This window comes from Nocardia canadensis, assembly GCF_032656385.1.
GTDB classification, from domain to species: domain Bacteria; phylum Actinomycetota; class Actinomycetes; order Mycobacteriales; family Mycobacteriaceae; genus Nocardia; species Nocardia canadensis.
The window spans coordinates 334305-358945 of sequence record NZ_JAVCWB010000001.1 but is presented as its reverse complement, the minus strand read 5'-3'; the positions used below and the strand labels follow the sequence as shown (position 1 = coordinate 358945).

Sequence of the window (24641 nt, the reverse complement as noted above, 5' to 3'; positions counted from 1 at the left end):
TCAGCGGCTCACGGACTTCTTGTACTGCACCTGCGCCAGCGGCACGAACACGACCAGGATCACCACGATCCAGATCAGCGTCGTGACCACCGGATGCTGCATCGGCCAGGCGTCGGAGGGCGGAGCCATCGGATTGGTGTTGCCGAACAGGTCGCGCACGGCCTGGGTCAGCGCCGAGACCGGGTTCCACTCGGCGAATACCTTCAGCGGCCCGGGCATGCCCTCCAGCGGCACGAACGCGTTCGACAGGAACGTCAGCGGGAAGATCACCATGAAGCTGGCGTTGTTGAACACCTCCGGTGCGCGCACCAGCAGTCCGACGACCGCCATCATCCACGACAGCGCGTAGGCGAACAGCAGCATCAGCACGTACGCCAGGACCGCGTCCAGGAACGACCCGCGGATCCGCCAGCCGACGACCAGGCCGGTCAGCGACATGACGACCAAGCTCACGACGTTGATCACCACGTCGCTGATCGTCCGGCCGACGAGCACCGCCGACGGCGCCATCGGCAGCGAACGGAACCGGTCGATGATGCCCTTCTGCATGTCCTCGGCCAGGCCGGCGCCGGTGAACGTGGCGCCGAAGACCACGGTCTGCGCGAAGATGCCCGCAATCAGGAATTCGCGGTAGCCGCCCTCCACACCCTCGACCGTGATCGCCGAGCCGAAGACATAGGCGAACAGCAGCACGAACATGATCGGCGACAGCGTCGTGAAGATCAGCACGTCGGGCACGCGCTTGATCTTGATGACATTGCGCTTGGCGATGGTCACGCTGTCGCTGACCACTATCGCGAGCCGTTCCCCGAAGGTGGGTCCCTGCACGTCGACCTTGTCGAGCGTGGTGCTCATCGGTTCTGTCCTTCCTCGGCGCCGACAGCCTGTTTCGCGGCATCGCTGTTGACGAGTTCCTCGGCCTCGTGCCCGGTGAGGGTGAGGAAGACGTCGTCGAGCGAGGGCCGCCGCAGCGCGACGTCGTTGATCTGCACCTTGTGCTCGGTGAGCCTGCCGATGGCGGTGACCAGGTCCTGGGAGCCGTCGGCCACCGGGACGGTGATCCGGCGCAGGCCGGGTTCGAGATGGATCTCGCCGTCGGCCAGCCCGGCGAGCACCTGCTGCGCCGGCGCCAGCTGATCGGGCGTGGCCACGGTGAGTTCGATCCGGTCGCCGCCGACGAGGGCCTTGAGTTCGTCGGCGGTGCCGCGCGCGATCACCCTGCCGTGGTCGATGACGGCGATCGAGTCGGCCAGCCGGTCGGCCTCCTCCATGTACTGGGTGGTGAGCAGCAGCGTGGTGCCGCCCGCGACGAGTTCCTCGATGACGTCCCAGAGATCGAGCCGGGCCCGGGGGTCGAGGCCGGTGGTCGGCTCGTCCAGGAACAGCACCGGAGGGTTGGCCACCAGAGCGCCGGCGAGGTCGAGGCGCCTGCGCATACCACCGGAGTAGCCCTTCACCGGCCGATCCGCCGCATCGGTGAGCCGGAAGCGCTCGAGCAGTTCGCGCGCGCGTTCCTTACTGCGCGCCACACCGAGGTGATAGAGCCTGCCGACCATCTCGAGGTTCTCGAAGCCGGTGAGGTATTCGTCGACCGCCGCGTACTGCCCGGAGGTGCCGATCCGGGAACGCAGGGCCTGTGGATTGCCGAGCACGTCGATCCCGGCGACGGTGGCACGGCCCTCGTCGGGGATCAGCAACGTGGTGAGAACGCGGACAGTCGTGGTCTTTCCCGCGCCGTTGGGGCCGAGAAGTGCGGTGACGGTTCCTTCGGGGACGGACAGGTCGAGCCCGTCCAGGGCGGTGAGCTGCCCGTACCGTTTGACCAGACCCTCGGCGACGATTGCGTCGGGCATGATTCTCCTGAAGTCGTAGTTCTACGCTGTTGCCCCAGTATTGCGGGACCCACCGACAAGTCGCACCCCCATTTTCCCGGTGTCCGCGATCCCGATGTACAGATCTGTTCGACATGCCGATTTACGGCGACACGCGGCGAATCGGACGGATTTTCCGGCGGACCCCCGGATCACAAGCCCCTGGTCTTCGGGGCATCGATGGCGCACCGACAAGAACATGTTCAGCGAAATTTTCGCGTAATTCGTTGTGCACCAGCACATTCCGACCGATGTAAGACAACTGCCGGTTGGCCGACCGACCGATTCGCCGTTCACTACACCGGCCGCCGGTCACGGTCCAGGCCCAGAACGGCGAAAAATCTCGGAAACTGGCTCGTTGCGCGTACACGAATTCCGCTCGCATCGCGTAGGATCGTTCACGTCGGCCCCTCCCCCCCGGGCCGACCCTACGCGGGCCTCGGCTAACTCCCCCCCTTCGCCGAGGCCCGCTCCCCATTTTCCGGCAAGGTGCAGTTCCGGCTACCGGTGAGTACTCCCGGTCCGCGAAACCGTCACAGTCCAGCCACGTTCCCGCGATCGCCCCGCAACCGGGTCTATCGTCAGCCCATGGTGCCCGGCAAAGGCGCGCTCGCCGCGCTGGTCGTGTCGATGGCTGTCGTGGTCGGTTGCAGCGATGCATCCGACGACGAGAGCTCCACCGCGACCAGCACCGAACAGCTCCCACCGAACCAGGTCGCCGCGGTCGCCCTGCCCGACGACGCGGTCGACAACGCCGTCGCGAAACTCGACGAGCTGGCCACCTCGCTGATGGACAGCAGTCACATCCCCGGCATGGCCGTCGCCGTCGTGCACGGCGGGAAGACCGTCTACGCGAAGGGCTTCGGCGTCAAGCAGGCGGGCGGCCAGGACAAGGTCGACGCCGACACCGTCTTCCAGCTGGCCTCGGTGTCGAAGTCGGTCTCGGCGTCCGTGGTCGCCCACCAGGTCGGCGCGGGCACGGTCGAATGGACGACGCCGGTGGTCTCGAAGCTGCCCTCGTTCGCGCTGGCCGACCCGGCCACCACCGCCCAGCTCACCGTCGGCGACCTGTTCGCCCATCGCAGCGGCCTGCCCGACCACGCGGGCGACCGGCTCGAGGATCTCGGGTACGACCAGGCCGCGATCCTGGACAAGCTCCGGCTCGAGCCCCTCGACCCGTTCCGGATCACCTACCACTACACCAACTTCGGGCTGACCGCGGGCGCCGAGGCGGTCGCCGCCGCGGCAGGCGTGCCGTGGGACCGGCTCTGCGCCGAGACGGTGTACGGCCCACTCGGCATGTCGTCCACCAGTTCCCGCTTCGCCGACTACGAGGCCAGGCCGAATCGCGCGGTCGGCCACGTCGACGTCGATGGCGAGTGGGTCGCGAAGTTCGTCCGCGATCCCGACCCGCAGTCTCCCGCCGGCGGGGTCAGCTCCTCGGTGAACGACATGGCGCGCTGGCTGGCCATGATGCTCGGCCACGGCACCGCGAACGGAACCACCATCGCGCCCGCGGCGGCGCTGCTGCCCGCGATCACCCCGCAGGTGATCTCCTCGCCGGCCTCCTCCCCCGAATCACGGGCCGGGTTCTACGGGTACGGCTTCAACGCCTCGACCAGCTCCACGGGTCGCACCGCCTACAGCCACTCCGGGGCGTTCGCGCTCGGCGCCGCCACGAACTTCCTGGCCATCCCGTCGGCCGACGTCGCGATCATCGCGCTCACCAACGCCGCGCCGATCGGCGTGCCGGAGGCGCTGACCGCCGAGTTCGGCGATCTCGTCCAGTTCGGTGAGATCCGCGAGGACTGGCGGGGCATCTACCAGGCCGCGCTCGCCCCCATCAACGACCCGGAAGGCGACCTGTCCGGCAAGTCCGCGCCCGTGACCCCCGCGCCCGCCCAGCCCCTGCCGACCTACGTCGGCAGCTACGCCAACGAGTACTGGGGCCCGGCGACGATCTCCGAGGCCGAGAGCGGCCTGGTCCTCACCCTGGGCCCGGCGCAGCGCCGATTCCCGCTGCGGCACTGGGACGGCGACACCTTCGCCTTCGAGCCGAGCGGCGAGAACGCACCGCCCGGCAGCGTCTCGTCGGCGACCTTCGACAACGGGACACTCACCCTCGACTACTACGACGAGAACGGCCTCGGAAAGTTCACCCGCTGACCCTCACGCCTCGACGACCGCACGCCAGGCCGTCGCCAGCCGCAGCGCCCTGACCTTGCCCGCCACCCCGAGCAGCGGCTCGTCACGCTCCCAGCGGCTCCGGACCGCCGGGTCGACCCGGTCCCACAGCGGCGCGAGTTCGGCCCGCAGGCGCGTCAGCCGCTCGAAGATCCCGCCCAGCGCGATGTGCACGCCGGCCGAACCCGGGTCCTCGGTGCCCACGCCACGCACTGCCGCAAACAGGGCCAGCAGCTGTTCTACGGCCTCGGCGGGCCATTCCGCTTGCCGGGCCACCCGAACGAGCTGTCCGAGTACAGCGGCGACCACATGCAGATCCTCGACGGTGCGGAACGGCTTGAGGAAGTCGGCGTAGCCGTCGCCGGGCAGCAGTTCCCCCGGCGCGGCGTCGAAAGTGACGGTGGCGTGCGGGATCTCCGGAGCGAACGGCAGCGCGGGCAGCGGCGTCACCACGACGCCGGGACCGGCGGGCACCAGCACCGCCCGCAGCGCGGCGCGGCCGTCGGCCTGCTCGCCCGCCCTGGCGATCACGAGGAAGCGGGTGGCGAACTCGCCCAGGGTCGCGAAGGACTTGGTCCCGGTGACGAAGCCGTCGGCGGTCACCGTAGTCGTCAGCTGCGACGGCTTGGCCCCGTTCGCCTCGGTCGCGCACATGGAGGTGAGTCCGGTGGCGTCGAGCGGCACCAGCGCGCCGAGCGCTTCCTGATATCCGCCGAGAAACGCCGTACCTGTTCCGGCACTGTCGAATCCGGCGACAACGGCGCGATCGATGGAGCTGGCGAAAGCGGCGCTCCGGGCGCGATGGTATGCCGCGATCGCGGCGATATCGGTCGACCCCGACTCGACAGGGGCCGCACTGAGCAGAAAATCGAAAACCGAGGAATTCACAGAAGTGGAGCCTAGGGGAATCGAACCCCTAACCCCTGCCTTGCAAAGGCAGTGCTCTGCCAATTGAGCTAAGGCCCCTGGCTGGCTTGATGAAACCAGTTGGCAACCCGAATCAGCGGGTGGTGACCTCGCGCCAGAGGTCTGCGTCATCGCGCTTGCGGAATTTGGTGATACCGATGAGAACCGCGATCACAACACCGACCGTGAGGACAATCTTCATGATTCCCACCCTACTGTGATGTTCGGGAGTGGGCCTAGGAGGACTTGAACCTCCGACCTCTTCGTTATCAGCGAAGCGCTCTAACCGCCTGAGCTATAGGCCCGTACTCGTTTTCGATCCCCTGCCGGAGCAGTGAACCGCAACGAGGAACGAGGTTACCCTACCCGGCCGGGGATAACCAAAACGGCCGGTCAAGCCCCTTTTTACGGGGCTGACCGGCCGTCGTGGCAGAGCCTGTTCCTAGTCCGGATCGGCCAGGGTCACCTGGATGCCACCGACCAGATCGCAGCACTGGTTGTAGATGAACACGCCCACTGTCGCCAACGCGGTGAACAGCACCACGTTGATCAGACCGATGACGCCCGCGTAGCCGAAGACGGTGCCCGCGTCGATCAGGCTCGACGAGCTGCCCTCCTGGTTCAGCATCTCGCCCAGCGAGTTGTCCAGGTTGTCCCACACGCCCATGCCGGCCAGCACGATGTAGAGCAGACCGACGGCCAGCATCCACACGAAGAACAGCGCCACGCTGATCACCAGGGTGATCTTGAGCGTCGACCACGGATCGATCCGGCGGATCTGCACCGTCGCGCGTAGCGGCTCACCGGACGCGGCGGCCGCGATGGCCACCGGCACGGCGGGCGAGACCGCCCCGGCGGACGCGGCGGCGGCCCGCGCGCTCGGCCCCGGCTGCGGCGGGATGTGCGCCATCGGCAGCCCGGGCGCCGCCGCGGGCGCGGCCTGGCCGTCCGGCGTCGGATGCCGCACCTCGGACAGGTCCGGCATGTCCTTGACCAGCTCGGGACGGGCGATGCTGCGGGTCGGTCCGTCGATACCGACGGACTTCACCATCGCCGCTTCCTTGCGGGCCGCCTTGGCCGCCAGGTCGGCGGTGGTCCTGGCATTGGACGCGCCGCTGCCCTTCAGCCCACCGGACGAGGGGCCCGCACCGCCAGAGGACGGACGCCCCTGGCTCGGGGCCTCACCGGGCCGGTACAGGTTCGACTGCGGCTCGCGCTGCGGCAGCTGCGCCCACCCGTCCTGGTAGGGCGACTTGCCCTTTCCGTTGCCGGCGGGCGGGGTGGGTTCGTTGCCCATCCGCACGGTCGACTGGTCGAACGATTCGCCCCCGGCGGCACCGGATTCCGGCGCTGCCGCGCCCTCGGCCGGACCGCCCTGGCGTGGGATCGGCCGCGGCTGGATCGGAGACGAGGCAATCCGCTCGGTGACGCCGTTGGTCTGGTTCCGATCGTCGTTCGACTGATTCGGTGTGGTCAATGGAATCCTCAGATCCGTTCGTTGCCGCCGCTGGTTGGGTTACTGCTCCGAAGCCGCGTCGCCGGTGAGCTGATCGGGATCGGGCTCGTCGGCGTTGCGCGCGATCGCTAGCAAGGTATCGCCATCCGCGAGGTTCATCAATCGCACGCCCTTGGTCTGGCGTCCAGCTTTCCGAACTTGCTTGGCTGCGGTGCGGATGACGCCACCACTGGAAGTGATCGCGTACAACTCGTCCTCGTCGTCGACGATGAGCGCACCGACCAGGCTGCCACGTTTCGGGTCGTACTGAATTGTCAATACGCCTTTTCCGCCACGACCCTGCGCGGTGTACTCCTCGATCGCCGTACGTTTGGCATACCCACCCGCGGTGGCCACCAAAAGGTAGGTGTCCTCGCGGACCACATTGAGCGAGAGCAATTCGTCGTCGGCGTTGAACCGCATGCCCTGCACACCGGAAGTGGCGCGGCCCATCGGACGCAGCGCCTCGTCGGTGGCGGAGAAGCGGATCGACTGACCGTGCGCCGAGACCAGCAGCAGATCGTCGTCGGCCGAGCACAGCACGGCGCCGACCAGCTCGTCGTCGTCGCGCAGGTTCACCGCGACGATGCCGCCGGACCGGTTGGAGTCGAAGTCGGTGAGCTTGGACTTCTTCACCAAGCCGGCGCGCGTGGCGAGCACCAGGTACGGCGCGTCCTCGTAGGTCTTGAGCTGGATGATCTGGGCGATCTTCTCGTCCGGCTGGAACGCCAGCAGGTTCGCCACGTGCTGACCACGCGCGGTCCGGTTGGCCTCGGGCAGCTCGTAGGCCTTGGCCCGGTAGACCCGGCCCTTGTTGGTGAAGAACAGCAGCCAGTCGTGGGTGGACGACACGAAGAAGTGCTTGACGATGTCGTCCTGCTTGAGGCCTGCGCCCTGCACGCCCTTGCCGCCGCGCTTCTGCGAGCGGTACAGGTCGGTCTTGGTGCGCTTGGCGTAGCCGGTCTCGGTGATCGTGACGACCACGTCCTCGCGGGCGATCAGATCCTCGTCGGCGACGTCACCGTCGTTGGCGATGATCCTGGTCCGGCGGTCGTCGCCGTACTTCTCGACGATCTCCGACAGCTCGTCGCGCACGATCGCGCGCTGGCGCTCCGGCTTCTCCAGGATGTCCTTGTAGTCGGCGATCTCGAGCTCGATCTTGGCCAGATCGTCGACGATCCGCTGCCGCTCCAGGGCGGACAGGCGGCGCAGCTGCATGTCCAGGATCGCGGTGGCCTGGATGTCGTCGATCTCGAGCAGCTGCATCAGGCCGGTGCGCGCGGTGTCGGTGTTGGCCGAGCGGCGGATCAGCGCGATGACCTCGTCGAGCAGGTCGAGCGCCTTGACCAGGCCGCGCAGGATGTGGGCCCGCTCCTCGGCCTTGCGCAGCAGGTAGCGGGTGCGCCGGACGATGACTTCCAACTGGTGGTCGACGTAGTACCGGATCATCTGATCCAGGCGCAGCGTGCGCGGCACGCCGTCGACGATCGAGAGCATGTTCGCGCCGAAGCTGGTCTGCAGCTGGGTGTGCTTGTACAGGTTGTTCAGCACGACCTTGGCGACCGCGTCGCGCTTGACCGTCACCACGATGCGCATGCCCACACGGTCGGAGGACTCGTCGTGGATATCGGAGATACCCGCGATCTTGCCGTCCTTGACCTGCTCGGCGATCGAGTTGATGAAGTTGTCGGTGTTGACCTGGTACGGCAGCTCGGTGATGACGATCTGGGTCTGCCCGCGGCTGCCCTCCTCGATCTCCACCACACCGCGCATGCGGATCGAGCCGCGGCCGGTGGTGTAGGCGTCGTGGATGCCCTGGCCGCCGACGATCAGGCCGTGGGTCGGGAAGTCCGGGCCCTTGACCCGTTCCATGCACGCGGCGAGGGTGGTCTCCTCGTCGGCGTCGTAGTTCTCCAGCGCCCAGTAGATGGCCTCGGCCAGCTCGTTGAGGTTGTGCGGCGGGATGTTGGTCGCCATGCCGACCGCGATGCCGTTGCTGCCGTTCATCAGCAGCGCGGGCACGCGCGCGGGCAGCACGGTCGGCTCCTGCGAGCGACCGTCGTAGTTGGGGACGAAATCGACGGTCTCGCTGTCGATATCGCGCAGCATCTCCATCGCGAGCGGCGTCAGGCGGCACTCGGTGTATCGCATGGCGGCCGCGCCGTCGTTGCCGCGGGAACCGAAGTTGCCCTGGCCGTCGACCAGCGGGTAGCGCAGCGACCAGGGCTGCGCCATGCGCACGAGGGTGTCGTAGATCGACGCGTCGCCGTGCGGGTGGTAGTTACCCATGGTCTCGGCGACCGGACGGGCCGACTTCACATAGCCGCGGTCGGGGCGGTAGCCGTTGTCGTACATCGCGTAGAGCACGCGCCGATGCACGGGCTTGAGGCCGTCGCGCACGTCGGGCAGCGCGCGGCCCACGATCACGCTCATCGCGTAATCGATGTAGCTGCTCTGCATTTCGTTCTGGATGTCGACCGGTTCGATCCGGTCGCCCGCACCACCGGAGGGCGGCAGCGTGGTCTCAGTCATCAAATCTCCTTCGAGGGCCTGACATGCTTCACGGGCGCGCGCTTACGGCGCTGCACCGGTTACACGTCCAGGAAGCGGACGTCCTTGGCATTGCGGGTGATGAAGCTGCGACGTGCCTCCACGTCTTCGCCCATGAGCACGGAGAACAGCTCGTCGGCCGCGGCCGCGTCGTCGAGCGTCACCTGACGAAGCACCCGCACCGACGGATCCATGGTGGTTTCCCACAGCTCCTTGGCATTCATCTCGCCCAGACCCTTGTAACGCTGGACGCCGTCGTCCTTGTTGATCTTCTTGCCCGCGGCCAGACCGGCTTCGAGCAGCGCGTCGCGCTCGCGGTCGGAGTAGGCGAACTCCGGGTCGGTGCGCATCCACTTGAGCTTGTACAGCGGCGGCTGGGCCAGGAACACGTGCCCGTGCTCGACCAGCGGGCGCATGAACCGGAACAGCAGCGTGAGCAACAGGGTCGCGATGTGCTGGCCGTCGACGTCGGCGTCGGCCATCAGGATGATCTTGTTGTAGCGCAGCTTCGCGATATCGAACTCGTCGTGGATGCCGGTGCCGAACGCGGTGATGATCGACTGGACCTCGTTGTTCTTGAGGACGCGGTCGATGCGGGCCTTCTCGACGTTGATGATCTTGCCGCGCAGCGGCAGGATCGCCTGGTACATCGAGTCGCGGCCGGACTTGGCCGAGCCGCCGGCGGAGTCACCCTCGACGATGTAGATCTCGCACTTGCTCGGGTCCTTGGAGCGGCAGTCGGCCAGCTTGCCGGGCAGGCCGCCCAGGTCGGTGGCCGACTTGCGGCGCACCAGCTCACGCGCCTTGCGCGCGGCCACGCGGGCCTGCGCCGAGGACACCGCCTTCTGCACGATGGTCTTCGCGTCGGCCGGGTTGGCCTCGAACCAGTGCGTCAGGTGCTCGTTGCAGGCGCGCTGCACGAACGACTTCACCTCGGTGTTGCCCAGCTTGGTCTTGGTCTGGCCCTCGAACTGCGGCTCGCCGACCTTGACGCTCACGATGGCGGCCAGGCCCTCGCGGATGTCGTCACCGGTGAGGTTGCCGTCCTTCTCCTTGAGGAGCTTCTTCTCCTTGGCGTACTTGTTGACCACCGTGGTCAGCGCCGCGCGGAAGCCCTCTTCGTGGGTGCCGCCCTCATGGGTGTTGATCGTGTTGGCGAAGGTGTGGACCGACTCGGAGTAACCCGAGTTCCACTGCATCGCGACCTCGAGCTCGTGGCCGGTGCCCTTACCGGTGAAGCCGACCACCGAGTTGTGGATGGCCTGCTTGGTGCGGTTGATGTGACGGACGAAGTCCACCAGGCCGCCCGGGTAGTGGTAGGTGCGGGTCTTGACCTTGTGCTCGACCGGCTTCTCGACGCCTTCCTCGGCGTGCTTGGGCGCCTCGGCGGTATCGCTGACGACCTCGTCGGTGACGTCGGACTCGCTGACGCGCTGGTCGGTGAGGGTGATGGTCAGGCCCTTGTTGAGGAACGCCATCTCCTGCAGGCGGCGCGCGACCGTCTCGAAGTTGTAGGTGGTGGTCTCGAAGATCTCCGGGTCGGCCCAGAATCGGATCGTCGTACCGGTGCGCTTGGTCGGCTCGCCCTGGATGAGCTTGCCCGGCTTGGCGTCCTTGTAGGTCTGGGCCCAGTGGTAGCCGTCGGTGTCGATCTCGGCTTCCAGCTTGGACGACAGGGCGTTGACCACCGAGATGCCGACACCGTGCAGACCACCGGAGACGGCGTAGGAGTCGGAGTCGAACTTGCCGCCGGCGTGCAGCTGCGTCATGACGACCTCGACGGTCGGAATGCCCTGCGCGTGCATGGCGGTGGGGATACCGCGGCCGTCGTCGATGACCTCGACACCGCCGTCCTCCAGCAGCGTGACGTCGACCCGCGTCGCGTAGCCGGCCATCGCCTCGTCGACCGAGTTGTCCACAACCTCCCAGATGAGGTGGTGGAGGCCGCGTTCACCGGTGGAACCGATGTACATGCCAGGGCGCTTGCGCACCGCTTCGAGGCCTTCGAGGACTGTGATGGAGGAGGCACCGTAGCCCTGCTTGTTGCCCGATGCGTTGGAGTCGTTGGCAGCCACTTGTCGGTAGCTCTCCTTACTTGCTGATCCCTGTCGCAGCGATCGGGCAGCACGCGGACTGCACAGCACGCGTCGAGGGTTCGCCGCTGGTTACGTCACCATCCTACTGGTAAGCCCAACTTACAGTGCACCTACGACACCCCTGACGCCGCCGTGAATGCAAGAAATCGGTCTACGGTGACAAGATTCCGCCTTCCGGAGATTTCCGCCCGGCAGAACTGGCGTGAGACTTGCGTTCGGCGGTTCCACGTGAAACGCGATCGACCGCCCCCGCGGCCGCTCCGAGTTATCCACAGGTTTTGTCCACATGTACAAAACTCGGGGCCCGAGAGCGTTGCGGCCACAAGGCAACTCGCCCCGGTCACCGCCCGGCTATCCGTAGGTGTCGCGTGGCCCGCGGCCCTTGATGTGTCGTTCGCCCTTGCGCCAGCTCGGCGCGGCGGGCCCGGTGATCCGCAGCGAGGTGACCACGCCCTGACCGACCGCGGCATTGATCTTGGCCAGGATCTGGCCCTGCAGCATGCGCAGCTGGGTGGCCCACGCGGTGGACTCGGCGGCGATCTTGAGCACGCCGCCCTCCAGCGTCACCGGGGTGGCATGCGAGGCGATATCCTCCCCGACCACACTGGTCCACCGGCCGAACACCATGCCTTCGGCCACCTTGCCCGACCAGCCACGACTCTTCGCGATCGACCCGGTCAGGGCCGACAACAGCTGGGGATCACGGGGGTCGGGACCTGCGCCGGACCAGCCGGTGCGCCTGCGTCCACCCGCGCGCAGCTTGCGGACCGGGGATGCCCGGCCCTGGCCGACCGACTTGCCGCTGGCCTTGGCAGCGGCCCTGGCCTCCTCCAGCGCGCGCCGGGCCAGATCGATCCCGCGCAGCTCCGGTTCGGGCTCTTCGCTCACCTTGGTTCCTTCCGGTGTCGAGGCTGGCCGAGTGCGGACTGAGTCTACGCCGGAGCGCCGACAGCGCCGTCCAGGCCGATCCGGCATATGTCCAGCATGTTGCCGGTTTTCCACAGGCTGCTGTTGATAACTATCGCTATCTGTGCATATCTTCCGGTTGTTCGGCCACCTCGGTGACGATTCGTGAGGTACGCCGATCGGCTTCGCCGGTCGTTTGCACCCGCAGCGGTTCGGCGGCCAGCTCGGCCGGCACGTCCTCGGCCACCGCCGCGGTGATGAGCACCTGCTCCGCGCCGGCGGCCACCTCGGCCAGCGCGGTCCGCCTGCGCCGATCCAGTTCGGCGAACACGTCGTCGAGCAGCAGCACCGGCTCGGTGCCCGCGCTGCGCAGCAGTTCGAACGAGGCCAGCCGCAGCGCCAGCGCGAACGACCAGGACTCACCGTGACTGGCGAAGCCCTTCGCGGGCGAGCTGCCGAGAAGCAGCTCGAGGTCGTCGCGGTGCGGGCCGACCAGGCACACCCCGCGCTCGAGTTCCCGGCTCCTGGCGGCGGCCAGCTCGCGCAGCACGATCTCGTGCAGGTGCGCCACGTCGTCGGCCCCCGGCTCGCGCGCCGGATCGAGGAGTTCGGGCGGCAGATATCCCGAGCGATAAGCGATTGCCGCGGGCCGTGATTCGGGCGCGATCGATCGATATGCCTGTGCCAGATACGGATACAGGTCGTGGGCCAGGCGCAATCGCTGGGCCAGCAGCACCGAGGCGTGCTCGGCCAGATGCCCGTCCCACACGTCGAGGGTGCTCAGATCGGCGCGGGAACGGACATGGCGGCCAGCGGTTTTCAACAGCGCCGAGCGCTGGCGCAGCACCTTGTCGTAGTCGGCGCGCACGCCGGCCAGCCTGGGCAGGCGGGCTGTGCACAACTCGTCGAGGAACCGTCGGCGCTCCCCCGGATCGCCGCGCACCAGCGACAGATCCTCCGGCGCGAACAGCACGGTCTGCAGAATCCCGAGGATCTCCCTGGACCGGCGCACCGGCGACCGGTTGATCTGGGCCCGGTTGGCGCTGCCCTGTTTGAGCTCCACATCGACGCGCAATTCGCGGCCCGTGTTCACCACGGTCGCCCCGATCCGGGCCTGGGTCGCCCCCATCCGGATCAGCGGCGCGTCGGCGGAGACCCGATGCGACCCCAGCGTCGCCAGATAACCGATCGCCTCGAGCAGATTGGTCTTGCCGTTGCCATTGGCCCCCAACAGCACCGTGCGCCCTGGGGACAACTCGAGCTCGGCGTGTTCCCACGACCGGAAATCACGGACCGACAGCGCACGAATGAACATGCCGGATTACGCGGGCGGGCCGGCTCAGCCGGGCAGCCGGACCGGCATCAGCAGGTAGATGTACTGGCTCTCCAGCGCCGCGAACGCACCCGACTCGAGCACCTTGGGCTCCTCGTCGGAGGCGGGCAGCAGCACGGCGGGACGGCTCGGGGTGGTGAACCCGAAGGTGACCCGCTCCGCGTGCAGCGCCGACAGTCCCTCGGTCAGGTAGCCGGGGTTGAAGGCGATGGTCAGCGGCTCACCGCGGAAATCGGCCTCCAGCCATTCCTCGGCGCGGCCCGCGTCGTCCCCACCCGCCGACAGCAGCACGCCGTCGGTGGAGAACTCCAGACGCACCTGGGCACCGCGCTCGGCCACCAGGGCGACGCGCTTGATCGCCTCGGACAGCGCCGCGACGGGCAGCGTGGCGATGGAGGTGTGCTCCTTGGGAAGCAACTGGCGGAACTTGGGGAATTCCGCGTCGAGCAGGCGGGTGGTGGTGCGCCGGCCCGCGTTGACGATGCCGAGCAGGCCGTCGGCCCCGCCACCGCTGCCCAGCGACAGCTGCACGGGCGCGTCGGCGGCACCGAGGGTCTTGGCGGCTTCGGACAGCGTGCGCGCCGGGATGAGCACGGCGGTCTCGATGTCGGAGCGGGTGGGCTGCCACTGCAGGTGCCGCACGGCCAGGCGGAAGCGGTCGGTGGCGGCGAGGACGACATCGTTGCCCTCGATCTCGACCCGGATGCCGGTGAGCATGGGGAGCGTGTCGTCGCGGCCCGCGGCGACGGCGACCTGACCGACCGCCTCGGCGAACACATCGACACCGAGCTCACCGGTCTGCTGCGGCACCTCGGGCAGCTGGGGATAGTCCTCGACCGGCATGGTCGGCAGGGAGAACTTGGCGCTACCGCAGGCGATGAGCACGCGGGTGCCGTCGACGGAGACATCGACCGGCTTGTTGGACAGCGCCTTGGTGATGTCGGCGAGCAGTCGGCCCGAGACCAGCACCTGGCCGGGACCGGCGACCTCGGCGGCCACCCGCATCTGCGCGGAGACCTCGTAGTCGAAGCCGGAGACCGTCAGGCCGTTCTCGTCGGCGACCAGCAGCACACCACCCAGAACGGGCACCGGAGGACGGGAGGGCAGGCTGCGCGCCACCCAGGCCACCGACTCGGCGAAATCCTCTCGGGCGACCCGAAACTTCATGCTCGCAAGCTCCATCGCCCGATTTGTCCTCTCCGAGTTTCGAATCCGTGTGCGGGGTGTTCAGCGGAGTTGAGGTGCTGCGTCGGCCGCGCACTGAGTCTCGCACAACAAGCCGACAACCAAACGGTACCCGGGCATCGCGGGAAGTCCGCATCGACCCTCCCTGCCGATCGAGCCCTCGCTACCCGTCCCCTCTCCTCCTTGCCGCTTGTGAGTGGAGCACCGACCGAGCCGAGCCTCTCCGACCGACTTTCCACACACCTTGTTTTGAAGAGATCTCTTCAAGAAATAGAACTGAAGTAGTAGTAGGCACTGTGGAATCTGTGGACTTCGGCCGAATCCGCAGGTCAGAGCGCACGTCGGCATGGGGATGGCCGTGGGGTGTCTCGAGGATGAACCGGGAGCGTCTGTGGACGCCCGAAGTTGTCCCATTTCCATCCTCGAGTAGTCCTCGAGTTGTTCCACCGGATTCACCCTGTTGTTCACACGCGGGGGCAGGGTGGTGGCAACCAGGTGGATTCCTCGAGGACTCCACACGGATTCCTCGAGGAATCCACAGGGCAGATCCGCCGACGTCGCAGGTCGGGGTGACCGTGGAGGTGTGAGTGGATCCGGCTGTGGACGATGTGGACAACTCCCTGTGAGCGAACACTCCCAGATCGCTCCCCAGCCCCTGTGCGCCGATCGGTGCACAACCGGTGGATTCCTCGAGGACTCCACAGGGATTCCTCGAGGAATCCACAAGGCAAAAAAGAACACCGCCCCAGGTCAGGGCGGTGTTCGAGGGTGTGGATGAAATCAGCGCGAGCGCTGTTTGATCCGGGCTGTGAGTTCTTGCACCTGGTCGTAGACACGGCGTCGCTCGGTCATCTCCTTGCGCACCTTCTTCTCCGCGTACATCACCGTCGTGTGGTCGCGACCGAACGCCTGCCCGATCTTGGGCAGCGACAGATCGGTGAGCTCGCGGCACAGGTACATCGCGATCTGCCGGGCCTGCGCCAGCGGCCTGGCCTTGCCAGGCCCGGTCAGTTCCTCGAGCGTCGTGTTGAAGTATTCGGCGGTGACGGCCATGATCGTCGCCGCGTTGATCTCCAGCGCCGCGGTGTCGGGCATGAGATCGCGCAGCACGACCTCGGCCAGCGAGAGATCCAGCGGCTGACCGTTGAGCGAGGCGAAGGCCGTCACCCGGATCAGCGCGCCCTCGAGCTCACGGATATTGCGCTCCACCCGGCTGGCGATCAGTTCGAGCACGTCGTGCGGCACATCGAGCCGGTCCATCCGCGCCTTCTTGCGCAGGATCGCGATGCGGGTCTCCAGTTCGGGCGGCTGCACATCGGTGATCAGGCCCCACTCGAAGCGGGTCCGCAGCCGCTCCTCCAGGGTCGCCAGCTGCTTGGGCGGGCGGTCGGAGGAGACGACGATCTGCTTGTTCGCGTTGTGCAGGGTGTTGAAGGTGTGGAAGAACTCCTCCTGGATGCCTTCCTTGCCCTCGATGAACTGGATGTCGTCGACCAGCAGGATGTCGGTCTCGCGGTAGCGACGCTTGAACGCGACCTTGCGATCGTCGCGCAGGCTGTTGATGAAGTCGTTGGTGAACTCCTCGGTGGAGACGTACTTCACCCGCATGCCGGGGAACAGTCGCTGCGCGTAGTGCCCCGCCGCGTGCAGCAGGTGCGTCTTGCCCAGACCCGACGCACCCCAGACGAACAGCGGGTTGTAGGCCCGGGCCGGCGCTTCCGCGATCGCGACCGCGGCCGCGTGCGCGAACCGGTTGGACGCGCCGATGACGAACGTCTCGAACGTGTACTTGGCGTTCAGGCTCGCCGAGGACGACGCCTGCGGCGGGGCCTCGGGCGACTTGTTGAAGTAGGTCGGCCAGTTGTTGCGGGCGTCGACCACCGGCTCGTCGTCCGCGGGCTCGGCACCGGGCGTACCCGGCCGCAGCGGTTCCGGCGCGGCCTCGGTGGGTGCCTCCTCGGCCCGCGCGGCGATCGGCTCCTCCGACTGCGGACCCCGGCCCCGGCTCGGCGCGCGCTGCGGCGGCGGGTCGGGGGTGAACAGCGACTCCTGGCCGGGCGGGATGTGCTCACGCCGGGGCGAACCGGACTGCTCCCGCCGGGCGGGCGGGGCGGCGTCGGCCGGGCGCTGATCCGGGCGCGCGCCACGGAACTCCGCGCGACCGCCGAACTCGCCGTTGGTGAAGTCAGGAACCGGATAGACCGCGGTCGGTTCGAAATCGGTGCCGGGGAACTCGGCGCGCTCGGGCTGGAACTCCGGCGCCTGGCCGTATTCCGGCGCCGGCGCGTACTCCGGCTGCTGCTGGTATTCGGGCTGCGCCGGGTATTCCGGTTCGGGCTGCCGGTATTCCGGCTCGGCCTGGTACTCCCGATGACCGGCATAGTCGGGCCGCTCGCCGTACTCGCCCGGCTGCGCGGGGTACTCGCGGCCGCCGTAGCTGTTGCCGTAGTCACCGGTGGGCTGATATTCCTGCCCACCCTGGTAGTCGTTGCCGTACTCACCATTGCCCGCGGGGTACTCGCCGGCACCGTAGCGGGGCCGGCCGTACTCACCGCGCGCGGCGTAGTCGGGAACACTGAAATCGGGACCGGGATAACCGGTCGGCGGGCGCACCTGCTCGCGCGGGCGCTCCGGCCGGCTCGTCATCCTGGCGTGCCGCGGCGAATTGCCTGCCCGCTCCCCCGCGGCCGGGCTCGGCGCGGCGATGCGGACACCCAAACCCTCCACCTGCGGCCCGAGCCGACGCCCCAGCGATCGCAGGATCGGCTCGCGCAGATCACGCTCGATTGCTTCCTGGGCCAGCGAGGACGGAACCGACAGCAACGCGAAGCCCTGGGCGACGGTGAGCGGTTTGACCAGTTTCAGCCAGGCCTGCTGCGCGCGGCTGACCGCGGGGATGGCGCCGTCGGCCGAGCCGGTGGTGAGCTCGGCGACCACCTCAGGCCATACGGTGGCCAGCACATTCTGCTCGTCGTCCATGCAGCGTCCTCCCCGGACCGGTTTGTTGGGGCCCACGGCCGGGCGCACGCGGACAATCACCTGTGAACAGGTGGAATCCAGTGATCCTGCGTACAACCGAAGCCGGTTCGAACGCCGTGCGGTCCCAGAATCCGGACTGCGGCGCGGGCACCGTCGGCCCTACGAATATGCCACTCCGGCCGTCTTTCCACACAATTATCCACAGATGTGGACAAACCTGGGGATAGAGGGAATCTGCCAGCGTGTGGCAGTGAATGGGGCTGGACCTGCGGTTCTTCAGCAATCCCCCGGCTACAGAGGTTAGCCGCCCCCGCCGCAGAAGGCCAGAGGTGTGGACGAACTCACGAAAAGTCCCCGGATGCGTCAGTGCGTCCCGGGCGTGTCGCCCCAGGTCGGCCCAGCTCGGGGCGAGGCGGCGGGGTCCGGTAATCTGGACATCGTGCCTGGCGCACGTGCTTTGGGGGCCGAGTTTGACCCTGCGTAGCGGTATCAGTACCCTCGTACAGTCACCCCTTGGCGCGGTGGCGGCTGTGTGCTGCACGTCGATCGCCAAGGCTTTCTGCGTGTAGACCGCGGTCCGCTGCGCAGACATCCGAATCATTGAACAGACTTCGGGCGCCGAACGGTGCCCACCAACTCGAGGAGTGTTGACCGTGGCCAAGGGCAAGCGGACGTTCCAGCCGAACAACCGTCGTCGGGCGCGCGTGCACGGCTTCCGCCTCCGGATGCGCACCCGTGCGGGTCGCGCCATCGTTTCGGCGCGTCGCCGTAAGGGCCGTGCCGAACTGACTGCCTGATCGCGCGTAGTCGGACGCTCGGGTGTTGCCTGAGCCGTATCGGTTGCACCACCGTGCCGAATTCTCCCGCACGGTGCGCCGCGGTCAGCGAATCGGGAGGCGAGATCTCGTCGTACACGCGTTCACGCACACGTACGACGATGTCGCCGACGTCGATTCCCTGATCCGGGTAGGCGGTCCGCGGTTCGGGCTGATTGTGAGCAAGGCGGTGGGTAACGCGGTGGTTCGCCACCGGGTGGCCCGCCGCCTGCGTCATATGTGCGCCCAGATCGTCGACGAATTGCCGGCCGGTACCGATGTCGTGATTCGGGCGCTGCCCGGTGCGGCCACCGCCGACTCCGCCGAGTTGCTGCGCCAGCTGCGCACCGGACTACGCAAGCTCGGTTTGCGTAGTGCTCCGGAGCCCGCGCTCGGTCGCACCCCGGCCGGTGAGCGGCGATGAGGACCCTCACCCGCCTACCCGCGAACGTGCTGATCTTCCTGATCGAGCTGTACCGGACCTATGTCTCCCCCACCCGGATGCCGATCTGCCGGTTCACTCCCACCTGCAGTGAATACGCGGTGACCGCTCTGCGCACGCGCGGGCTGGTCGTCGGATCGGCACTGACGGTCGTGCGCCTCGCGAAATGCGCGCCCTGGCACCCTGGAGGGTGGGATCCCGTGCCAGAGCGCGGGTCGAATGCCTGCACAAAGTCATCGCCCGCGCTGATCGGCGATACGAACGACGGGAGTACCTAGAGCCGTGCTCGACATCATCTATTGGCCGGTATCCGCGATTCTGTGGTTCTGGCACAAAGCCTTCGGCTTCGTGTTCGGAGCCGACAGTGGGCTCGCCTGGAGCCTCGCCATCGTCTTCCTGGTCTTCACGCTGCGGCTCGTGCTGTACAAGCCGTTCGTGAAGCAGGTGCGCACCACCAAGCAGATGCAGGAGCTGCAGCCTCAGATCAAGGAGCTGCAGAAGAAGTACAAGAACGACCGCGAGACCATGGCGCGGGAGATGCAGAAGCTGCAGAAGGAACACGGCTTCAACCCGCTGATGGGCTGTCTGCCGGTCCTCGTGCAGGTGCCGGTCTTCCTCGGTCTCTTCCACGTGCTGCGTTCGTTCAACCGCACCGGCCACGGCTTCGGTCAGCTGGGGATGTCCGCGTACGACAACGCGCACACCCCGAACTACATCTTCAGCGCGGCCGACGTCCAGTCGTTCCTGAGCGCCCGTATCTTCGGCGCCCCGATCGCGTCGTTCATCACCATGCCGCAGAGTGAGCTGTCGGCCTTCGCCGAGTGGGGTGGCACGCCGACCAAGCTGAGCATCGCCCTCGTCGCGATCCCGCTGATGGTCATCGCCGGTCTGGCGACCCACTTCAACGCCCGCGCCTCCGTCCAGCGGCAGACGCCGGAAGCCGCCGCCAACCCGCAGGCCGCGATCATGAACAAGCTGTCGCTGTGGGTCTTCCCGCTCGGCGTGCTCGTCGGTGGTCCCTTCCTGATGATCGGCATCCTGATCTACTGGGTGGCCAACAACATCTGGACCTACGGTCAGCAGCACCTGGTGTTCGGCCGCATGGAGAAGGAAGAGGAAGAGAAGAAGGCGAAGAAGCTGGAGCTGCGCGCACAGAACGCGCCCAAGCCCGGCGCCAAGCCGGTCGACGTCCGCAAGAAGCAGGATGCCCCGGCCGACGACACCGCCTCGACGAACGGCACCGCCGCGACCAACGGCACCGCCAAGCAGGCCGCCAAGCAGGGTGGCGGCCAGCGCAGGCCGGGCGGTCAGAAGCGGCCGGGTAACCGCGGCCGCGCGAACCAGAAGCGTAAGCGCTGAGTGGCGATCAGATAGAGGAATCCAATGACTGTTGAGACCGAGACCGACGGAGGGGACGCCACTGTGGCGACGACTGTTGACGTCGTGAACGACGCCGAAGAAGCGTTGATCGAAGAGGGCGAGATCGCGGGCGACTACCTCGAGCAGCTGCTGGACGTGCTCGACTTCGACGGCGACATCGACCTCGATGTCGAGGGCGACCGCGCCGTCGTGAGCATCGATGGCGGCCGCGATCTGACCAAGCTCGTCGGACGCAACGGCGAAGTTCTCGACGCGCTGCAGGAGCTGACCCGCCTGGCCGTGCAGCAGGCGACCGGCGTCCGCAGCCGCCTGATGCTCGATGTGGCCGGCTGGCGCGCTCAGCGTCGCACCGACCTGAGCGAGCTCGGCGTCGCCGCGGCGAAGCGCGTGCTCGAGTCGGGCAAGCCCGAGGCACTGTCGGCGATGACTCCGTTCGAGCGCAAGATCGTGCACGACGCCGTCGCCGACATCGACGGTGTGGCGAGCGAGAGCGAAGGTGTCGAGCCGAATCGTCATGTGGTGGTAGTGCCCGAGTAGGCTGATTCCGCCGCGACCACGTTTGGTGTGATAGGGCCTCCGGTCTCGGACCGGGGGCCTTATTCATGCCCTATTGCGATCGACCACCACTCGGAAGGATGTTTCACGTGGAACTCGAACTGGGTGCGCTGTCCGCCGAGTTGGACCCGCCCGCCGCTGCCGCGCGGATCTTCGGCGACCGCCTGGACCTCGCCCGCCGCTACTGCGCGGCACTGGCCACCGCCGGCGTGGAGCGCGGACTCATCGGCCCGCGCGAAGTCCCCCGCCTCTGGGAGCGGCACATCCTCAACTGCGCTGTGGTCGGTGAGCTGATCGACGAGGGCGCGTCCGTCGTCGATGTCGGCAGCGGCGCCGGACTCCCCGGCATCCCGTTGGCCATTGCCCGGCCCGATCTCCGCATCACCCTCGTCGAGCCGCTGCTGCGGCGCACGGTGTTCCTGGGTGAGTTCATCGAAGAAGTCGGACTCAAGAATGTGACCGTCGTTCGCGGACGGGCCGAGCAGTCCGGTGTCATCAAGGAAGCCGGCGGCGCGGACGTGGTCACCTCCCGCGCGGTCGCCCCTCTCGCGAAGCTCGCCCACTGGTCGCTCCCCCTCCTCCGTGATCACGGTCGGATGCTCGCTCTCAAGGGAACGAGTGCCGCCGAGGAACTCGAGCGCGACGGCGCCGAACTGATCCGCGATGGTGCCACCGATCTCCGCGTGGTCGGGTGCGGTGCCGGGATCGTCGAGGTGCCGACTCTGGTGATCAGCGCCGAGCTGCTCCCCCGCGCCGAGCGTCCGACGCGTCGGAGTGGGCGGAAGGTCGCGAGCGCGGAGAAGAAGTCGCGGAAGCGATAGTTCACATTTCGTAACGTGACGAAACTGCCCGAGGGTGGTTGCCTGCCGCCGACTCAGGCGGAAATTCGTTATCTGTGCCGAAGCGTCAAGAACTGCTCCGTCGCGTTGTTTCACGTGGAACGTGCAGCCGGTGGAACCGGATCTGGCGCAGTGCGGCCTGGGTAGTCGCTCGCCGGATTTCGTCTGTCGGATCGACTTCGTAGTAGGTCCGTGCAGTCGACGGGATTCTGGTCTATGAATTCTCGGTAGGGGTGGGCTTTGCTCCGCGTTCTCCGCGGCTCGATGGATTGCTTGATACGGTGCCGATCGGTGCGTTGCGGGTAGCCCGCCGTGGCGTGGTCGCCAGGCCGGGTGCGGGAGTTGGTGGGCGCGTGCGGGTCGGGGCGAGGTGCGGGATCGCTGGGGTGGTGCTGATCGTTGAAGCGCTGTGAATCGCGGGGTGTGGAATGGGGTGCTGCGCGCAGCGTGACTTGGTGGGAGTGGCGCGGGCTGGCCGGGGTGCGGGGCGAGTGGCTGGGGTGCGGGGTCGGATCGTCGGGTGCGGAGCGGGCCGTCGGGTGGGGCCGGATCGTCGGGGGCGGAGCAGATCGTCGGTCTGAGACCGGTTCGCCGGATGCGGTGCGGGCCGCCGAGTATGGAGTGGGCGGCTGAGTGCGGGGCGGCGGGGTGGGGTGCGGGCCGCTGGGGCGAGTGGATCACTGCCGCCCACCTCCCGAACTCATTGCCGGACCAGGTACTCCGAGACGATCAACCGCCGCATCGGCCGCTGGGCGGCTGCTGTCCAGACCGAACGCATCCACATCGAGTCGGCCCGCGAGCAGTGACTGTCGGCAGCACTGATCGATTCGTAGTGTGCGCCGCCAGTTCGGACGTTGAGCACCTCGCCCGGACCACATGCCCCGGACTCTTGTGGCGGACCGCCGCCGCGGTACTCGACGGGCAGCGGCAACCCAGCTCCCTGGCAGAACAGGATGCCCTGCATCGTCCGCGAGTCAGCGGCCGGCCAGATAGCCGATCGCGATCTATGCGATCTGCCAACTGCGAGGAGTCGATCGCCGAGTTCGATGCCGATCGCTATTCGGGATCGCGCCCTGCCCAGTCGCGGCCCACGCCGCCCGTGAGCGGAGAGCATGGTCGGTGGGTAGGAAGTCGCGGGGCAGAGTGCGTCGGTCGGACGATGCCAGTGATACGTCGTCGTCGGCGAAGTCGTGAGCGATGAGCCCGCCGGTCCCGGTCGTCCGAACGTTCTCGGTGGCTGCGGAGCGGGTGGGCCGCGGGATATGGAATGGATCGCCATGTGGGTGTGGGCCGCCGGGTGCGGTACGGAACGCCAGGTGTGGGGAGAAGACCGCTGCGCGCGGGTGCCGGACCACCGGGTGTGGTGCGGACCGGTGGGTGTGGTGCGGACCGGTGGGTGTGGTGCGGACCGGTGGGTGTGGTGCGGACCGGTGGGTGTGGTGCGGACCGGTGGGTGTGGAGGCGGGAGCCGGGTACGGGACGTGGGGTGCTGGGTGTGGTGTGGATGACGGGTGCGGAGCGCTGGGAGCCGGTACGGGACATAGGGCGCTGGTGCGGTGCGGGTGCGGACCGCCGGGCGTGGGTGGGGGGGCTGGGGTGCGGCGCGGATGCCGGGCGTGGAGTGGACCGCTAGGTGTGTGGAGTGGACTGCTGGGTGTGGAGTGGACTGCTGGGTGTGGAGTGGGACCTTGGGTGTGGAGTGGGTGGCTGCGCGCTGTGCGGGTTGTTGGGTGTGGAGTGGTGCGCTGGGTTGCTCATTCAGTTCGGTCTCCGTGTAGGGACTCTCGTGGTGGGGTGAGAGTCCGGAGGTCTTTCGCTGGTGTCGGGTTCGATGTCGCCGAGGCAGGCGGTCGCTTGATCGGACAGGGCCGCTGTCGGTCGGTATCCGTAAAGACTGCTCTGAGGTTCCAGGTTTCATCTGCTCTGGTTGTTCGGTGGCGTCGACGGATTGGCGCCCATGCCAGCGCTCGCGGAGTGATTTGGGCCCCGAACACGGTGGGCGCAGTGGATGCGGGTCGAACAGCTCGGCTGCGGGAACCGCCGTCGGTCTCCGTGCGGTGGCCGGACATTCGACCGCCTCGACGTAGTAGTGGTGATGCCGCCATGGGTGCCGTCGTCTCAATCCCGCTGCGCGGCCAGAAGCTGTGGCATCCGTGGGGCGCGCGGGCAGCGGGCATACGGACAGGCGGCCCGCGGCCTGGCGCCACGAAGACAGCGCACATCACGAAGACAGCGCATCACGGGGCAGCGTGCCACGGGGCAGCGCATCACGGGGCAGCGCATCACGGGGCGGCGTGCCACGAAGATGACGCGCGACGAAAGCTGCGCACCATGCGAACGCGCCGATCGGGATGGGAGATTGGATGTGTCGGCCATTCCGAGGACCGTGTGGCGCGAGGACCGTGTGCCACGAAGACCGTGCGCCACGAAGACCGTGCGCCGCGGGATAGCGCGGCACGGAGGTTTCGCGCCGCAAAGACCGCCCCGAGGATTGTGCGGCACGGGATTGCGCGGCACGGAGGTCACGCGCCACCAAGACCACTGCACGCGGATAGCGCGGCGCCGGGGATAGCGCGGCGCCGGGGATAGCGCGGCGCCGGGGACAGCGCGGTGTTGAGGACAGGGCGGCAAAGTGTCGTGCCATGTCGTCGATCCGAAGAGGGCGGAGGCCGGTCGATGGAGCTCCGGCGGCTCTTGCCCGCCACCGACTCCCTTGGTCTCGGCGTCGAGTCCCGACTGCGGTGGCACACGCCTGTCCTCGCCGGACGTCGCGACACCGGTGTGGCCCGGCCGCAGTGGAGCCTCGGAGAGTAGGGATCTGATGAAGGACCGAGGGCCTGTCCCGACACGTCACCATCTCGCGAAAGGCCAAGGGGGTGGCGACACAGGGCCCAGGACCGGGTCGGAAACTCTGGTCGGCCCGACGATTTCAGACTCGCCACTCCCCCGTGTTTCCCGTGAAACATTGATCCGGAAAGTGATTTGCGCGAACTTGGGTGTGTCCTTCTCGGCGTGCCGCGATTCAGCTTTCCTATCGGTCGTAGTGCTGGCAAGCTGTTCAGAGTCGGGCGTGCGCGCCGGGAGCCACCGTGGCAGTGGCCGGAC

At 67.7% G+C, this 24641-nt stretch carries 18 protein-coding genes and 2 tRNA genes; 7 read left to right on the top strand and 13 right to left on the bottom strand.

Translation table 11 applies throughout. From position 1 onward, the window contains the following. Positions 1-855, bottom strand: coding sequence for an ABC transporter permease (locus tag Q7X29_RS01600; RefSeq protein WP_316573092.1), 855 nt, complete (start codon positions 853-855; stop codon positions 1-3). Further along, positions 852-1853: an ATP-binding cassette domain-containing protein gene (locus Q7X29_RS01595; RefSeq protein WP_218715973.1), complete on the bottom strand. Its 1002-nt coding sequence runs from the start codon at positions 1851-1853 to the stop codon at positions 852-854. The genes Q7X29_RS01600 and Q7X29_RS01595 overlap by 4 nt, the downstream gene beginning before the upstream one ends. Before the next feature lie 606 nt (positions 1854-2459). Here Q7X29_RS01595 and Q7X29_RS01590 point away from each other — a divergent pair. Beyond that, complete coding sequence (locus Q7X29_RS01590) at positions 2460-4037, top strand: serine hydrolase (RefSeq protein WP_218715972.1); 1578 nt, start codon at positions 2460-2462, stop codon at positions 4035-4037. Positions 4038-4040: 3 nt separating this feature from the next. Here Q7X29_RS01590 and Q7X29_RS01585 read toward each other — a convergent pair whose 3' ends face one another. The 11 genes from Q7X29_RS01585 to dnaA form a co-directional block, all read right to left on the bottom strand. Then, positions 4041-4943 (bottom strand): acyl-CoA dehydrogenase middle domain-containing protein, encoded by a 903-nt coding sequence (locus Q7X29_RS01585; protein ID WP_218715971.1) that lies wholly within the window; start codon positions 4941-4943, stop codon positions 4041-4043. A gap of 5 nt (positions 4944-4948) precedes the next feature. Continuing rightward, a tRNA-Ala gene (locus tag Q7X29_RS01580) sits at positions 4949-5021 on the bottom strand. Positions 5022-5055: 34 nt separating this feature from the next. Continuing rightward, positions 5056-5163, bottom strand: coding sequence for a DLW-39 family protein (locus Q7X29_RS01575; protein ID WP_211359241.1), 108 nt, complete (start codon positions 5161-5163; stop codon positions 5056-5058). 29 nt (positions 5164-5192) lie between these two features. Beyond that, positions 5193-5266 (bottom strand) — tRNA-Ile (locus Q7X29_RS01570). A 137-nt stretch (positions 5267-5403) separates the two neighbouring features. After that, complete coding sequence (locus Q7X29_RS01565; RefSeq protein ID WP_316573091.1) at positions 5404-6438, bottom strand: DUF3566 domain-containing protein; 1035 nt, start codon at positions 6436-6438, stop codon at positions 5404-5406. A 39-nt stretch (positions 6439-6477) separates the two neighbouring features. Continuing rightward, positions 6478-8988 (bottom strand): DNA gyrase subunit A, encoded by a 2511-nt coding sequence (gene gyrA / locus Q7X29_RS01560; protein WP_218722276.1) that lies wholly within the window; start codon positions 8986-8988, stop codon positions 6478-6480. A gap of 59 nt (positions 8989-9047) precedes the next feature. Then, positions 9048-11081 carry a DNA topoisomerase (ATP-hydrolyzing) subunit B gene (gene gyrB / locus Q7X29_RS01555; RefSeq protein ID WP_218722275.1) on the bottom strand — a complete coding sequence of 678 codons (2034 nt, stop codon included), beginning with the start codon at positions 11079-11081 and terminating at the stop codon, positions 9048-9050. 372 nt (positions 11082-11453) lie between these two features. After that, positions 11454-11990, bottom strand: coding sequence for a DUF721 family protein (locus Q7X29_RS01550; RefSeq protein WP_218722274.1), 537 nt, complete (start codon positions 11988-11990; stop codon positions 11454-11456). A 136-nt stretch (positions 11991-12126) separates the two neighbouring features. Beyond that, positions 12127-13323: a DNA replication/repair protein RecF gene (gene recF / locus Q7X29_RS01545; RefSeq protein WP_316573090.1), complete on the bottom strand. Its 1197-nt coding sequence runs from the start codon at positions 13321-13323 to the stop codon at positions 12127-12129. Between the two features lie 24 nt (positions 13324-13347). Then, on the bottom strand, positions 13348-14523 hold the full coding sequence (dnaN, locus tag Q7X29_RS01540; protein ID WP_218722272.1) for a DNA polymerase III subunit beta: 1176 nt from the start codon (positions 14521-14523) through the stop codon (positions 13348-13350). Positions 14524-15306: 783 nt separating this feature from the next. Beyond that, positions 15307-17505, bottom strand: a complete 2199-nt coding sequence (gene dnaA / locus Q7X29_RS01535; protein WP_316573089.1) for a chromosomal replication initiator protein DnaA — start codon at positions 17503-17505, stop codon at positions 15307-15309. Between the two features lie 653 nt (positions 17506-18158). Between dnaA and rpmH the strand changes: the two genes are divergently transcribed. The 6 genes from rpmH (at position 18159) to rsmG (ending at position 21518) form a co-directional block, all read left to right on the top strand. Continuing rightward, positions 18159-18302: a 50S ribosomal protein L34 gene (rpmH, locus tag Q7X29_RS01530; RefSeq protein ID WP_005516618.1), complete on the top strand. Its 144-nt coding sequence runs from the start codon at positions 18159-18161 to the stop codon at positions 18300-18302. A 22-nt stretch (positions 18303-18324) separates the two neighbouring features. Then, on the top strand, positions 18325-18744 hold the full coding sequence (gene rnpA, locus Q7X29_RS01525) for a ribonuclease P protein component (RefSeq protein WP_218722270.1): 420 nt from the start codon (positions 18325-18327) through the stop codon (positions 18742-18744). Continuing rightward, positions 18741-19040, top strand: a complete 300-nt coding sequence (gene yidD, locus Q7X29_RS01520; RefSeq protein WP_218722269.1) for a membrane protein insertion efficiency factor YidD — start codon at positions 18741-18743, stop codon at positions 19038-19040. Before rnpA ends, yidD begins: the two co-directional genes overlap by 4 nt. Before the next feature lie 4 nt (positions 19041-19044). Next, positions 19045-20121, top strand: coding sequence for a membrane protein insertase YidC (gene yidC / locus Q7X29_RS01515; RefSeq protein WP_218722268.1), 1077 nt, complete (start codon positions 19045-19047; stop codon positions 20119-20121). A gap of 24 nt (positions 20122-20145) precedes the next feature. Further along, positions 20146-20679 (top strand): Jag family protein, encoded by a 534-nt coding sequence (locus Q7X29_RS01510; RefSeq protein ID WP_218722267.1) that lies wholly within the window; start codon positions 20146-20148, stop codon positions 20677-20679. A 98-nt stretch (positions 20680-20777) separates the two neighbouring features. Next, positions 20778-21518 carry a 16S rRNA (guanine(527)-N(7))-methyltransferase RsmG gene (gene rsmG, locus Q7X29_RS01505; protein ID WP_316573088.1) on the top strand — a complete coding sequence of 247 codons (741 nt, stop codon included), beginning with the start codon at positions 20778-20780 and terminating at the stop codon, positions 21516-21518. Positions 21519-24641: the final 3123 nt, after the last annotated feature.